The sequence below is a fragment of the Sphingomonas sp. ABOLG genome, assembly GCF_003950435.1.
GTDB classification, from domain to species: Bacteria; Pseudomonadota; Alphaproteobacteria; order Sphingomonadales; family Sphingomonadaceae; genus Sphingomonas; species Sphingomonas panaciterrae.
In genome coordinates this window covers 17,791-32,484 of sequence record NZ_QQWW01000015.1, presented here as the reverse complement: position 1 = coordinate 32,484, position 14,694 = coordinate 17,791, and the positions used below count along the sequence as shown (strand labels likewise).

The 14,694-nt window shown below is 67.2% G+C and carries 11 protein-coding genes; 4 read left to right on the top strand and 7 right to left on the bottom strand.

The genetic code is table 11. The features are described from left to right. Positions 1–178 precede the first annotated feature (178 nt). The gene (locus CA236_RS15205; RefSeq protein ID WP_125946219.1) at positions 179–925 is read left to right on the top strand and encodes a Crp/Fnr family transcriptional regulator; all 747 of its coding nucleotides are present in this window, start codon (positions 179–181) and stop codon (positions 923–925) included. Positions 926–965: 40 nt separating this feature from the next. On the opposite strand, the gene CA236_RS15200 is transcribed toward CA236_RS15205, so the two are convergent. Then, complete coding sequence (locus CA236_RS15200) at positions 966–1,271, bottom strand: hypothetical protein (protein ID WP_125946218.1); 306 nt, start codon at positions 1,269–1,271, stop codon at positions 966–968. Between the two features lie 246 nt (positions 1,272–1,517). On the opposite strand from CA236_RS15200, the gene CA236_RS15195 reads away from it, so the two are divergent. Further along, complete coding sequence (locus CA236_RS15195) at positions 1,518–2,174, top strand: YoaK family protein (protein ID WP_125946217.1); 657 nt, start codon at positions 1,518–1,520, stop codon at positions 2,172–2,174. 79 nt (positions 2,175–2,253) lie between these two features. Continuing rightward, positions 2,254–3,351, top strand: a complete 1,098-nt coding sequence (locus CA236_RS15190) for a DUF5694 domain-containing protein (protein ID WP_346962776.1) — start codon at positions 2,254–2,256, stop codon at positions 3,349–3,351. Positions 3,352–3,365: 14 nt separating this feature from the next. Here the strand turns inward: CA236_RS15190 and CA236_RS15185 are convergent, their stop codons facing one another. Genes CA236_RS15185 through CA236_RS15170 form a run of 4 tightly spaced genes read right to left on the bottom strand, consistent with a single transcriptional unit; the run spans position 3,366 to position 8,879 of the window. Beyond that, on the bottom strand, positions 3,366–4,616 hold the full coding sequence (locus tag CA236_RS15185; RefSeq protein ID WP_125946216.1) for a DUF3526 domain-containing protein: 1,251 nt from the start codon (positions 4,614–4,616) through the stop codon (positions 3,366–3,368). Beyond that, on the bottom strand, positions 4,613–6,067 hold the full coding sequence (locus CA236_RS15180) for a DUF3526 domain-containing protein (protein WP_125946215.1): 1,455 nt from the start codon (positions 6,065–6,067) through the stop codon (positions 4,613–4,615). Before CA236_RS15180 ends, CA236_RS15185 begins: the two co-directional genes overlap by 4 nt. Beyond that, positions 6,064–6,804, bottom strand: a complete 741-nt coding sequence (locus CA236_RS15175; RefSeq protein ID WP_125946214.1) for an ABC transporter ATP-binding protein — start codon at positions 6,802–6,804, stop codon at positions 6,064–6,066. The genes CA236_RS15180 and CA236_RS15175 overlap by 4 nt, the downstream gene beginning before the upstream one ends. An 11-nt stretch (positions 6,805–6,815) precedes the next feature. Then, positions 6,816–8,879: a TonB-dependent siderophore receptor gene (locus tag CA236_RS15170; protein ID WP_241212695.1), complete on the bottom strand. Its 2,064-nt coding sequence runs from the start codon at positions 8,877–8,879 to the stop codon at positions 6,816–6,818. Between the two features lie 126 nt (positions 8,880–9,005). On the opposite strand from CA236_RS15170, the gene CA236_RS15165 reads away from it, so the two are divergent. Next, complete coding sequence (locus CA236_RS15165; RefSeq protein WP_241212694.1) at positions 9,006–10,850, top strand: M14 family zinc carboxypeptidase; 1,845 nt, start codon at positions 9,006–9,008, stop codon at positions 10,848–10,850. Positions 10,851–10,867: 17 nt separating this feature from the next. Here CA236_RS15165 and CA236_RS15160 read toward each other — a convergent pair whose 3' ends face one another. Next, on the bottom strand, positions 10,868–12,358 hold the full coding sequence (locus CA236_RS15160; protein ID WP_206430594.1) for an alginate export family protein: 1,491 nt from the start codon (positions 12,356–12,358) through the stop codon (positions 10,868–10,870). 520 nt (positions 12,359–12,878) lie between these two features. Further along, entirely contained in the window at positions 12,879–14,684 is a 1,806-nt protein-coding gene (locus tag CA236_RS15155; RefSeq protein ID WP_125946212.1) for an SLC13 family permease, read from the bottom strand. Between the last annotated feature and the right edge of the window lie 10 nt (positions 14,685–14,694).

Here is a 14,694-nt window from a genome sequence, read left to right as displayed (position 1 = left end):
CCGCCCGCTTCAGGCCCGGCGCTGCATTGGCGCATCGGGGCGAGAAAAGGATGCACCTTCTGATCGTACAGGACCACGAAACCTTGGTCGACAGCGATGTCATTTTACCATCGTTAACCATACGCTTGCGCAAGAACGATGGAAGGAGCAATGAATGGATCGGACGTGACCGTGTAGAATGCGCAACCCGATGCCATACTCTCCCCTGATCGCAAAACTGCGCGCAGTGACAAGAATACGGGACGAAGACGCTGCGAAGGTAAATAGCACTTGGATCAACGAATATAAAACCACCGCGGGAAGCGACATTGTTTCCGCAGGGACCAGGATCGAGAGCCTCCGTGTCATCCTGGATGGTTGGGCCGCCCGCTACCGGATGACGGCCGACGGCAATCGACAGTTGACCGAATTGCTGATCCCGGGGGACTTCTGCAACGTTCACGCCACGATCCTTCCTGCCATGGACCATGGGGTGACGGCGCTGACGGATTGTCGCGTCGGCAAGATCGATGTCGCGGCACTCGACAATGTCATCATCGAGGTGCCTGTCCTTGCACGCGCAATCTGGAGGAGCGTGCTGATCGATCTGACCATCCTGCGCGAATGGGTCGCCAGCGCCGATCAACATGACCCGCTGAAAACCGTCGCGCATCTGCTGTGCCAGCTACATGCGCGATTGGGGATCATCGGGCGCGTGCGCGCCAATCGCTTCGTGCTTCCCCTCACGGATGACGACGTCGCCTCGGTGTGCGGCCTTCCGGCAATGCCCGCGACAAACTGCCTCGATGAACTGAAGGATTGCGGCCTCATCAGCCGCAAGGGCGATGAGATCACCCTGAACGATCTGCGCGCGATCCACCGGTTTGCCGGCTATAACGCTAGGCACCTGCAATTCCGTAAGCCGGCCGAACGCGCGACGGCCTGACCGACGATCCGGGGCCGCGATCACGCGGACGGCCGCCCCCTCAGCGGCTCGCGGCGTTCCTGCCCGCCCCCGGCTTCCACGCGGCGGGCTTGGTCGACGGGTCCTCCGCTGCGCCCGCGCCGCTGCCGCGCGCCTCGCCGGTGACCGGGTCGACCGAGGCGCGCGCCCCTGCCCCCTCCCCGGCCCCGGCCGGATCGGCATTGACGGCGCCAGACGGATCCTCACGGCGCAGCGCCTCCTCCCGCGCAGGCGAATAGGATTGGCCGTACAGCCCCTCGCCGTGATCGAACGGGTTCTTCGGCGTCTGCCGCTCGGCGTCGACGGCGGGATGGTCGGTGCGTTCCATGCCAAGGCTCCTCATCTGCAAGGCCGTGCCGCATCGGGCGGCGCATAGCCTTTCCGCATCAACGGGCCAGCCGGCGCTAAGTCGTTACCGCCACGGAACGTACGCGCCGTTTTCTGCGTAACCTGGATCAGGTCGCGCATCTCGCGTCGCTCGGACGGCCCCGATTGCGCTTGGCGCAGCGCGCTCTAGGGTGCGGCGCGGGCTGATCGGCGGCATCCCGCCCGCGCGCCGCATTGGAGGGCAGCGATGCTGCGATATGGCCGAAACCTGCGCATCCTGGCGATGGGCTACGCCATGCTTGCCGGCGCGGTCGATGCGATCGGCTTCCTTAGATCCGGCGGGCTGTTCGTCTCGTTCATGAGCGGCAATTCCACCCGCCTGTCGATTGGCGTTACCCAGTCGCTGACGATCGCCGTCGCGGCCGCCACGCTCGTCGCGCTGTTCGTCGCCGGCGTGATCTTCAACGTCCTGATCGGCGAAAGCGCGCCAGCGCACCATCGCAAGTTCGCCGCCACCCTTACCGTCACCCTGCTGCTGGTCGTGGCCGCCGCGATCGACAGCGCCGGGCGCCACCGCGTCGCGGTCGGCTTCCTGTGCGTCGCGATGGGCAGCGCGAATGCGATCTTCCGCCGCGATGGGGAGGTGGGGATCGGCGTCACCTACATGACCGGCACGCTGGTGAAGCTCGGACACCGGCTTGCCGACCTCTTGCGCGGTACGGGCGACCGGGAGTGGCTGTCCTATTTCCTGCTGTGGCTATCGCTGGTGCTGGGCGGCATCGCGGGGGCGAGCGCCTTCATCTGGTCCCCCAACGCCGCCCTCTGGTGCGCCGCCGCCACCGCCGCGATTCTCTCCGCGCTGACCTTCTGGCTGATGGGCGACGAGAGCCGCGCTGCACGCTGAGCACCGCCGCGCGGGTGTGTTGACCGAATAATACAGTGCCGCTAGCATCGGCCTTGGGACACAGGACAGGGAGAGGATGATGCGACGCCTGCTACCGGGCACGCTGGCTGCCGCGATGACGCTGGCCGGCGCCGCCGCCACGTCCGCTACCGCGACGGGCGACTACCGCCCCGCGTTCCGCCCCGATCAGCTGAAGGGCCCGCCCGCCGGCGCGCCCAACGAGGTACTGGTGCTCGGCACCGTGCATCTGTCGGGGCTCGGCGACAGCTTCCGCGCGGCCCAGCTGTCGCCCTTGCTCGACCGGCTGGCCCGCTGGCAGCCGACCGCCATCGCCACGGAATCGCTCTCCGGCCTGCAATGCGACAGCCTGCGCCGCTATCCTGCGCGCTATGCCGATACGGTGGAGAGCTATTGCCCCGACACCGGCCCCGCCGCCGCCGCCACCGGGCTGGACGTGCCCGCCGCCACGGCGGAGGTGGAACGGCTGCTCGCCGCCTGGCCGGCCAAGCCGACCGCCGGACAGCGCCGCCACCTCGCGGCCATCCTGCTCGCCGCGGGGGAGCCAGCCTCCGCTTTGGTCCAGTGGCTCCGCCTGCCCACCGCGGAACAGCGCGCCGGCGACGGGCTGACGGCGGACCTCGCAACAACGCTCGCCGCGCTGAAGGGCCGGCGCAACGAGAATTACTGGGTCGCCGCGGTGCTGGCGGCGCGGCTCGGCCATGAACGTTTATGGAGCATCGACGATCATTCCGCCGACACGCCGGAGCCGACCGATCGCGCGGCGGCAGAGGCAGCGATCATGCGCGCATGGGACAATCCCGCCGCCAAGGCGCAGCGCGCGCAGGATCAGCAGCATGAGGGTCGGCTGACGCAGCCCGACGGGTTGCTGGCGATGTACCGGGCGCTCAACGATCCGCAGACCCCGACGCTCGCCTATAAGGCCGATTTCGGCGCCGCATTGGTCGAACCCTCGCCGCAGGGCTTTGGCCGCCGCTATGTCGGCTATTGGGAAACGCGCAACCTGCGCATGGTGGCCAACATCCGCGACGTGCTCGCGCGCCAGCCCGGCACCCGCCTCCTCACCATCGTCGGCGCCTCGCACAAGGGCTACGTCGACGCCTATCTGAACCTGATGCACGACGTGCGGCTGGCCGACGCGGCGGCGGTGCTGCGCTGATCGACCGGCGGCGACTATCCCTTGAACCTCGGCGCCCGGGCAAAATCATCAGCATCGAACGGGCGATCGTTGAACAGATAGTCGTAGTAGAATTCGCGCAATTGCCGGTGAAAGCTGCGGATCCGGTCCTGATACGCCAGTTGCGCGGTCAGATCCGTCGCTGCCAGCCGCGTCAGCAGCGTTTGCACTCCGGCGGGGGGCATGATCCAGCCGAGCGTTCGGGCGACAGCATCGCGCTGCTCCAGCCCTTCGCGATAGGCGCGCACCTGATCGGCGACGTCCTCATCGCCGTTCTGATGAAAGGCGAAATACCATTTGTAGTGGAACGCCGCGCCCAGCGGCGCCGACAGGGCCCATTGCGGATGACGCGCATAGAAGCGACGCATCGTCTCCTCGCGCGGAATATCCCAGGCATGGTTCACCCGTTCGCGCTGGGCCAGCGCGATCTCCGCACCCTGGCTGATCGGCAGCGCGCGGTTGATCGCGACATGCGCCAGCGTCGGCGCGACCAGCACCAGCACCAGCCAGCTAGCGGCCAGCGTCGCGGCATTGACGGCCGAGCTCCATCGAAGCCGCCCCACCAGCGCGGCAAGACCGATCCAGAACAAGAGATAGGCGGCAATGACCGCCAGGATCAGCAGGATCGTCCCCCCATCCGCGCCCGATAGCAGCGCGCCGATCGTGAAGGGTATGCCCAGCGCCGCCCAGAGCAGCACCAGCCGCAGCGCCCTTCGCCGCCGCATCAGCCCGGCCCCGCCCCGCGGCAACGCCGCCAGCGTGCGCCACCGCCCGCTCTCCCGCTCCGCGGACGTCAGATCGTGGAACAGCGCGATGACGAACAGTGGCGCCAGAAACACCAGCACGAAGGAGAAATCGAACCGGCCCGGTAGCGCCAGCTCGGGGTTGAAGACATCCCCATCGTAGATTTGCGCTTCCAGCCCCAGCGCCCTGACGCGCAGGATAAAAGGGGACACATCGCGCATCCCCAACGCGGCGAACGCAAGCGGCGACGGCGCATCCCATGTCGGATGGAAACTGTAGTACGCCGCACTTCCGGCATCCCGGCTGCGCCCGACATAGTCGGCGACGGCAGCGATATCCTCCGCCTGCGCCGCGGGCACAGCGGCAATCGCAGCGCGCTGACGCTCCACCTCCGCCATGCCCGCAGCCACCGCCGCCACCGACAGTGCGGCCAGCAACGCCAGGGTGACGAGGATCAGCCGCGCACGGACAAGCAGGCGAAGCTCCTGCATCCAAAGGTTCATCGCGCCGCTCCCGGTCGCACTACGCCCAGGCGGCTCGCCCTTCTTGAGAGCAACAGAGCGGCGATGATGAGCCATGCCAGGATCACGATCACCCCCGGCACCGCCCCGGCAGCGAGCGCGCGGCCACCGGGCGGTCGATAGGCGAAGTCGGGTATCTCGCCCCAGTTGCTCGCCGCCACGCGCTTGCGCCGGTCAGCATCCGGGTCCGTTGCCGTGTCGTCGCCGTAGCTGACCCCCTGCGCCTGCATCCGGTTCAGCCGCTGGACGAGCGCGTAGCGATAGTCCTCCGCCTGTTCGAGAAAGCGGCGATGCCCCGCGAAATCGGTGCCGGCGGCCGCCATGGAGAGTGAGCGCAGCGCGATCGCCGGGCTGACCACGCCGATCGCGCGGACCATTTTGTTCTGCCGCTGCTGCGCGTCATGGTTCTGGTCGGCATACAGGTCGAAAAGGCCGGCGGTCAGCCGCTCCCCCTCCAGCGCCAGCAGTCCCTTGTAATTGACCGGCAGCTCCTCGACCCGCTCAACGCCGTATCGCTTCAGCACATCGGCTTTGAAGGCGGCGAAATGGGGGTCGTCAGGATTATGGCTGTCCCCCATCCGCCGCAGGTCACGCGCAATCGCCACGTCGGTCTGGAGGCGGTTCTGTAGAGGGATGGCGGCCGTGGCGACATCGGGCGCGAGGCGCGGCAGCAGGACAACGGTGACAGCCCATGAAGCAATCAGCACAAGCAAGGCGTCGCGGCTGCGCCGCACCAGCGTCGATACCAGCACGATCATCACCACCCACAGTGCGAGATACGCGGCATAGCCAAGCGCGATGGCGGCGATCGGCAGCATCAGCGCACCAGGCTGCCCGGCGATCGCGAGGAAGCCGATCATCGCCGGCGCACCGGCGAGGATGGCGACCGCGCCCAGTGCCAGCAGCTTGCCGCCGGCGATCTGTGCGCCGGACACGCCTTGCAGCATCAACAGCCGGATGGTCCCGCGCTCCGTCTCACGCGCCACAGCGCCAAAGCCGAGGAAGATCAGCAGCAACGGCGCGACGACCTGAAGCACGAAGGCGGGGGTCAGCTGCCAGAAGCGGATCAGCATCGAGCTCTGCCGCACATCACCGAAATTGGCGGTGTTCTGGCGGTGCCCCTCCAGAAACATGCTGCTCCCGGTAAAGGCATCGACGCCCGGATCGAAGGCGGCGAGCGGGCCCAGCGGGCGGAAGATGAAATGGCCATAATGCACCACGCGGTGCGGGTGACGGTCGGGCTGCGCGTCGAACGCATGTTCCGCCTGATGCTGGTGACGCGCGCGAAGCTCCGCGTTGGCGCGCTGGTGCGACCAGGCGCTGAGCACCGCCACGATCGTCAGCAGAACGAACAGCCCGACGGCGATGATGGCGACGCGGTTGCGCGTCATCAGGCGCAGTTCGTCGGTCGCAATCAGCCGGATGTGCTTCATGCCGCCTGCCCCTTCGTTCCCGCAGCGAAACGCGCATGCAGCGCGCGCACGTCGAAGCGCTGCGGACCGCGGGCCTCCGCCTCGTCGGTGATCCGCCCCGCCTCCAGGAAGCCGATCCGATCGGCCACGTCGGCTGCGGAGAGCAGATCGTGCGTCACCATCAGCACGGCCGTTCCCCGGTCGCGCACCGCCTGCACCAGTGCGTTGAAATCGGCTGTCGCGCGCGGATCCAGACCCGACGTCGGCTCGTCCAGCAGCAGCACCGGCACGTCCCGCAGCAGCGCGACCGCAATCGCCACCTTCTGGCGCATCCCCTTGGAAAAGCCGCCCAGCCGCTGGTCCCAGGCGCGCTGCTGCAGCCCCGCCGCGGCCAGCGCCTCGGTGATCGCGCCACGCTCCTTGCGCTCGTCCGACAGGGCGAGAAGATAGTCCACATTCTCGACCGCGCTGAGATGCTCGTACAGCGCAACATTCTCCGGCAGATAGGCCATCCGCCGCCGCGCCGCGTCCGGGTTCGTCCCCGGGTCGATGCCGGCCACCAGCACCGTCCCCGACTGGGCACGCACGAAGCCGAGCAATGTCGCCAGCGTCGTCGACTTGCCGGCGCCATTGCCACCCAGCAGCGCGGTAATGCTGCCCGCGGGCACCCGCAGCGACAGCCGGTCGAGCACGCGTTGCTCGCCATAGCCGACGGACAGGTCGTCGATGAGGATTGGCGGGGTGCCGCTCCGGTCCATGGGGTTCTTCCTCAGATGTCGAGGCGCAGCGAGGCGCGCACGGTTCGCGGCGCACCGGGATAGATCCAGAGCGCGCTGTAGGAGCTGGCGGCGTACCGCGTGTCGAAGAGGTTGTCGGCCTCCACCCGAAGGCGCAATTTTTCGGTCAGCGGCGCCTCGACGGCCGCTTTCGCCTTCACATAACCGGGCAAGATGACGGGATCTTGCGTCACCGCGCCGGTGCGATCGCCGACATAGGCAGCGCCGCCGCTCACCTGCCACTCGCCGCGTCGCGACGGGATGCGATGGACGACCAGCAAGGTGCCCGAATGCGCCGCCACGTTGAGCACCTCGGGCGTGGGGAAAGCGGCATCGTCCGCCCTGGCGTCGAGCCAGGCGTAATTGGCGACGATCTGCCAGCGCCGTCCCAGCCGTGCCGAGGCATCCAGTTCGATCCCGCGGCTGACGATACTGCCGACCGGCGCCAGGAAGTTCGCGTTGTTCGGATCGGTCGTCAGGATGTCGGTCTTGCGAATGTCGAACCATGTGGCGGCCACGTCGATGCCGGGCAGCTTGGCCGCGACCCCCAGTTCATAGCCGCGCCCCGATTCCGGCCCGAACCCGGCCCCGCTGCTGTCGGTGCCGGTGTTCAGCGAAAAACTCTCGCCCCAGTTCGCATGAACCGCGATGGCATCGCTGACCTGATACCGGCCGCCCAGCCGGAAATTCACCGGCTCGTCGATGGTGCGGCCGGTGATCCCGGTGTTGTTGTTGACGATCTTCTGCCGGTACGGATCGATCCGCGCGCCGCCAACCAGCGTCAGCCGGTCGGTGACGTCCCACATGTCCTGAACGTAGAACGTGCCGACCCAGCGGCTTTCGTCGTTGTTGGTGAACGGGCGCAGCGGCGCCGCGACCGCGCCATATACCGGGTTGAACAGGTCGACGGCATAAGGCGCGGCCGCCGACGGATTGATCCGCAGCCAGCGCTCGCCATAGTCGAATGTATAGCCCTTGATGCCGATGCTGACCCGATGCCGGCCAATCGTTCCGGCCAGTTCCAGCCGGGCGGACACGTCCTTCACGCTGAAGTCGCGCGACCGCCGCTGGCGCCACAGCGCATTTCCCTCGATACGCGACTGATCGGCCGACAGCCCCTTCAATGTCCCGGTGCGCCACACCACGCCGCCGTTCAGCGTCCACTGGTCACCCAGTTGCGCGAGTCCGGTGAACTCATGCTGGTCGTTCCTCGATCGGGTGAGGCCGTTCGATGGCTCGCCATACCAGTTCGATCGCGGCAGCGCGTTGGCGTCACCGCCGATCGCCGGAATGCCCCGATCGAATGGCGTGTCGAAACGGCTGAACTCGCCGATATAGGTCAGGCGCACCGCGTCGCTCGGCTGCCAGGTCAGCGATGGCGAGACGATGCGGCGATTGATCGTGACGTGATCGCGCCACCCGTCGCTATCCTCCGCCGCCACGACGATGCGGCCCGCCAGCGTGTCGCTCAGCGGCCCGGTGGCATCCACCTCGATCCGGCGCGTGTCGAACGAGCCATAGCTGATCGAGGCATTGGCGTGCGGCGTGAAGCGCGGTGCCTTGGTCACGATGTTCACCCGCCCGCCCGGATCAACATCGCCGAACAGCGCACCGGCCGGCCCCTTCAGCACTTCGATCCGTTCGGTCGTCGCCGGGTCACGCGGAGGGGCCATGCCGCGATTGGCGAGAAAGCCGTTCACATAATATTCGGCGCCCCCATCCGGCGTTCCGAGAAAGCCGCGCACCGCGAAATTGTCGATCACACCGCCGCGGTTGTTCTGCTGGCTGAACCCGCTCACCAGCTCGAGTGCGTCGCTGAGCCGATAGGTGCCCGCCGCGTCCAGAATGTCGCGCTCGACCGATCGGCTCGATTGCGACGTCCGCTCCGTCACCGCGTCGGACGACCGCGTCCGGTCGACGCTCGTTCGCGTTCCCAGCACCACGATGTCGGAATCGCCCGTGTCGGCCCGGGCAACCCCCGCCCCCACTGCCGCCGCTACGCCGGCAGCGGCCAGCATGAACGTGCCGGCCTTTGCCCGATCCGTCGGGCGCGCCACGATCGTCGAAATTCCCACACACCGATCACGAACCACCGCTTGGTTGAGTTATGTTGCAACATCCCATAGAGGCGCTGGCATAAGGCGCAACTGGAATGTTGCAACATCACATCACAAGGATCGTTTGTGCTTCCGCTCCTTCTCGCCGCAGCAACGGCATTGACCGCTTCGCACTCGCCAACCCCTACTCCGGTCCCAACCTCGGCCCCGGCCACTCCCACCGTACCGGCCGCCGCCACCGCCCCTCCACGCTCTCCCGCCCGACCGGTCCTGCCGCCGGCGCTGCCGTGGACTGGCGCAAGCGAGCGGCTGGTCGTCGCGGCGGACCATCCGTGGATCACCCCCGCCGAACGCGCGGGCTTTGCCACCACCCCGGGCTATGCGGAGGTCCGCGCGTGGCTCGACCGGCTCGCCGCCGCCTCGCCATTGATCTCGGTCGAGACGTTCGGATCGACGAGCGAAAGCCGCGATCTGGTGTTCGTCCGCGCCAGCAAGGGCGCCGGTCAGCGTCCCGTCGTCCTCGTGCAGGCGGGCATCCACGCCGGCGAGATCGACGGCAAGGATGCCGGGCTGATGCTGCTCCGGGACATAGCGATGGGGGGAAAGGCCCACCTGCTCGATCGGGTGGACCTCGTCTTCGTGCCGATCCTCAATATCGATGGCCACGAACGGACCAGCGCGTGGAACTTCCCCGCGCTGCGCGGCCCGGATCAGAAGGGCTATCAGCGCAACGCCCGCAACATCAATCTGAACCGCGATTATGCCAAGGCGGACGCCCCCGAAACGCGCGCCATCATCACGTTGCTGCGGCGCTTCGATCCGATCCTCTACGTCGATTGCCACGTCAGCGACGGCTTCGACATGCAATATGACATCACCTTCACTTATGCCGGCTGGGGTCGCTACGCGCGCCATCGCGCCACCGCTGACTGGCTGGAGGATCGCTTCGGCCCGGCGGCAACCGCGGCGCTGGAACGGGCCGGTCACATCCCCGCCATCTACCCCAGTCCGATCGACACGCGCGATCCGGCGAAGGGCATCCGCTATGCTCCCGAGGGACCACGCTATTCGACTGGCTATGGCGACTTCATCGGCGTGCCGACGGTGCTCGTCGAAAACCACATGCTGAAGCCATATCGTCAGCGCGTGCTGGGCACGTATGTGCTGCTGGAAGAAGCGATTCGCCTCGCCGGCGCAGAGGCGCCGCGGATCGTGGCCGCCAAGGCGCGCGACCGTGCCAGCCGCCCCCGCACCCTCCTGACGAAGTGGCAGCCCGCCGCTGCGCCGATCGGCTGGGTCGACCAGTTCAGGGGGGTCGCCTTCGACACCTACCGGTCGCCGGTGACGGGGCGCGACGAACAACGCTGGCTGGCGCGCCCGATCACCTTTCGCATGCCGATCATCGGGCAAGAGGCAACGCAGCGCGTCACCCTGCCCCGCGCCTGGTGGATCCCGCCCGCGCAGGCGGAGGTGATCGACCGGCTGCAGCTCCACGGCATCCGCTACGAGGTGCTTGATGAACCGCGGACACTGACCCTCGATCGCGTGCGCCTCGTCTCGCCGCAAAGCCAGCCGGCCACCGACGGCCGCAGCCCGCTCACCGCCGCCGACCTGGTGCATGAGCAGGTCCGCGAGACCATGCCGCCCGGCAGCGTCCGCGTACCCGCCGATCAGCCGCTCGGCCTGCTCGCCGCCGCCTTGCTCGAACCGGAAAGCCAGGACTCCTTTCTTGCCTGGGGCTTCTTCCCGGAATTGCTCTCCCCCGCGCCGGGCAGCGAGGCGTTCGTCCTGGTGCCAAGCGCCGAAGCGCTGCTCGCCAACGATCGCCCCTTGCGCGACCGCTTCTCCGCGAAGCTGCGAACAGATCCCATGTTCGCGAACGATCCCGATGCCCGGCTCGCCTGGGTGCTGGACCAGGGGTCTCCGCGCGACCCCTTCCACGCGCTCTATCCGATCCGCCGCGAACCGTGATCCGCCGCGGGCATTGCTCAGAAATTGATCACCACATTGGCAAAGGCGCCGGTCCAGGTCGGCGCCTTGCCCGGGATCGCCGCCTTGATCCCCGCGCCGGGGAAGGACGCGGCCAGCCCGATCGTCAGGAACATGTTGCTGGTCAGGATCTGGTTATATTCCAGGAAGAAATCGTCCGAGAGGTGCGACCTGGTCACCCCGTCGACCAGATTATACCCGCTCGGCGTCCGCACGAAGCGCGTTGCCTGTCCGAACTGCAACGGGCTGTCGAGCTGCGCGGCGGCGATATAGGAATAGCGCAGCGTGACGGTGATCTTCTGCGACGGCTGCACCGCGCCGCTGAACTCCAGCGCCTTCACATTGGTGTTGATGAACACCATCGACGATTCCGCCCCCGTCGCCCAGATGCCGGGTGATCCTTCGTAGTAAAGCGGGTCGAACCGCTCCAGCTTGGGCGTATCGGGATTGTCGCCAGAGAAATATTTGGCGGTGTAGATCAGCGTCGGCGTCCACGGCGTGTCGGCGAACTTGTAGCCGATCTGTCCGCGCGCGGCCCAGGCGGACATGTTGATCCGGTTGTTCCACTGATAGGCGACGTCGCCGGTGATGAACCAGTTGCGCAGCGGCCCCGCGTCGTGGCTGCCGCGGAAATACAGGTTCACCACATTGGTCTGGTCGCGCCCGTCGGGGATGATCGTCGGCTCCCCGACCCCGCCGGGCGCGGCGCGGATGTACGGCGATTCCGATCGCAACACGTTGATATAGGTGAAGCCGAGGAAATCCTCGTTAGGCGCATCATAGCGGAAATCGACCCCGGCCAGCTGGTTGCGCCCATTGTTCGACGGCAATTCGCGCGGCTCGATGAAATAGCCGGTGATCGTCTGGCGCCCGTTGATGATCCGCCCGATCGCCGCCTGTTTCCACGCCTTGCGCGGCCCGAATTTCAGCGCCCCGCGCTCGAACCCGTTCACTCCGCCATTGGCGATCAGCATCCCGCTGCCCAGCGTCAGCTCGCGCGGTCCGACCGACAGGTCGAACCTGGCCCCCGCCCCCCCGGTGCGGAACCCCAGATAGCCTTCCTCCAGCGTGATCGCGCCCTGGTTGCGTGAATCGAACGCATCGGTTCCCCAGGTACGCGACGCAACGGCGGAAATCTTGCCATAGAATATCGCGCCATCGGCAAAGGTCTTGTCGAACCCGACGCCCGGCTTGGCATAACCCTCCAGCCAGTTCTCGTCCGAATTGAACCGCGACTGCGGCGAAAAGACCGACGCGAGGTTCCAGAACAGGTTGTTCTCGATATCGTAATTGAGCCCGCTCTGCAGGTACCAGCGCACATGCAGCCCATCGCGGTCATAGATATCGGTGATCGGCGTCTGCTGCGCCGCGGAGGTGGCGATCTGGCCGCTGCGCAGCCCCGACGGTCCCGCCTGCGGCAACGTCGTCGTACCCGACCGGCGCACCGAGCCTTCGATCACCTGGATGCCGTCGGCCCGCGCCGCAGGCACGTCGTGGCCCAGGGTGCGCTCGGGCCTGGGTTCCGCTGGCTGGGATGTGGGTGGTCGTGATGTGGCTGGTTGGGAGGCCGCCGGCGCCTCCTGCACCATCGGCACCAAGACGGGAGGTGGTGGCAAATTCAACGCTCGGTCCCCCATGCCCAAGTGAGTAGTCCGGGCAACTGCGCCCAATTGCTCCGGCAGCAGATCGATAAATCCCCCTGTCCCGGCGACCTATCGTGACAATTACCTAGCCCGCGCGGTCGCCCCGACGAGCTGCGTTTGTTAGCGCCGTCCAGCCATTGCAGGGTACGAAACTGCGACCCGGAATGCCGGCACGAACTTCATGAAGTTGCGCAACGCGCCCGACGCGCTTCGTTGCGAAGTGATGAGCCGGCCCCTGTTCTTTCCGCTCACGCTTTCGCGTGCTGCCATTCCCCGATCCGGCTAATGCCGCGGTCCTCGCCCCCCCCCCGCTGTTCCTCGTGCTGGCCCGCTGACCGGCGCTGATCCGCCTTGTCGCCTGCGTGGGTCAGATCATCATGTTGATCGCCGCACAGGTCGCCAGCCCGACGGTAATGTTCATCGGCAAACCGATCTTCACGAAATCGGAAAAGCGGTAATCCGCTGCCGCATAGACCATCGTGTTGGTCTGATAGCCGATCGGCGTCGCGAAGCTGGCGGAGGCAGCGAACATTACGGCGATGATCAGCGGCCGCGGGTCGTTGCCCGTTGCCTGCGCGAGGCCGATCGCGACCGGGGTCATGATCACGGCGACCGCGTTGTTGGTCACCGTCTCGGTCAGCACGGAAGTGAGGAAATACAGCACCAGCAACAACGCGAACGGCGAGAGCGTGCTAAGCCAGGGCGAGGCGACATCGACGATCATCTGCACCGTGCCGATCGCTTCCAGCGCGCTCCCGATCCCCAGCATGGCAAAGATCAGCACCAGCACGCTGCCGTCGATCGACCGCCAGGCCTCTTCGGGATCGACGCATCGGGTGATCAGCACCACCCCGACCCCGATGATCGCCAGCGCCGCCACGGGCAGCACGCCAAGCGCCGCCAGCACCACGACGCTCAGCAGCGTCAGTACCGCGATCGGCGCGCGGTGCCGGCGGAACCGCCGCACGTGGCTGGTATCCTCGACGATCAGGTTGCTGTTCTCGTGCAGCGCGGAGATCGCCGGCGTCTCGGCAGCGACGAGCAGACTGTCCGCCGCCCGCAGCCGGACGCTGCCAAGGTCCGGTCCCGGCAAATGGCGCGCCCGACCGACCCCCAGCACACGCGCCGGCAGATTGGACAGGAACGGGATATTGCGCAGCTCGCGGCCCAGCGCGGGATGGGTTGGCGATATCGTCAGCCCGATCATGCGAACGTCGTCCGATCGCTCGTCCTGTGCCAGGCGGATGTCGCGACCGACATTCTGCAGGCCCACCACGACACCCTTGCTCCGCGCCAGGTCGTCCAGCTCATCCGCGGAACTGCTCACCACCAACCGGTCCGTCGGCAGCAGCTGGACGCTGGGCTCCGGCGATCGCAGCGTCCGCGCCCCGCGGCGCAGGGCGACCAGCCGCACCGCGTCGCGCTTCAGGAAGGCCAATTCGCCGATCGTCGGCAGCGCGCCCTCCTCGTCGGGCAGCACGGCCAGCTCGGTCAGATACTGCAGCTCGTGCCGCTCGGCGATGTCATTGTCGGGCCGGTCAGGCAGCACGCGCGGCCCCAGGATCAGCAGCGTCAGCACGCCCGCCGCCATCGTCACCAGCCCCACGCCGGTAATCTCGAAAATGCCGAACCCCGGTTGGCCGTTCGCCCGCGCGACACCATCCACCAGCAGGTTGGTCGACGTGCCGATCAGCGTCAGCGTCCCGCCCAGGATCGACAGGTAGGACAAGGGGATCAGCAGCCGCGTCGCCGATATGCCAACCGCGCGCGCCAGCCGCCGGACCAGCGGTATCAGGACGATGACGACCGGCGTGTTGTTGATGAACGCCGGTACGATCGCCGCGCCCGACATCATCTCCACCACCGTCCGCCGCGGGTGCTTGCCCGCGCGCCGGATGATGAGGCTCGCCACCGCCTCGATCGTCCCCGTGCGGACCAGCGCACCCGACAGGATGAAGAACGCGCCAATGGCGATCGGCGCCGAATTGGAGAAGGACTGGGCGATCAGCGCCGGGGTCAGCCAGCCGAACGCGATCATCAGCGCCGCCCCGCATACCGCGATCGTCACCGGCGGAAACCGCTCCACCGCAAAGGCGACGAACAGAAGCACGATAAACAGCAGGCCAAGCACCGGCAGATAGGGGGCCAGCGCGTGCGCAACATTCATCATCATCACCGCCCTC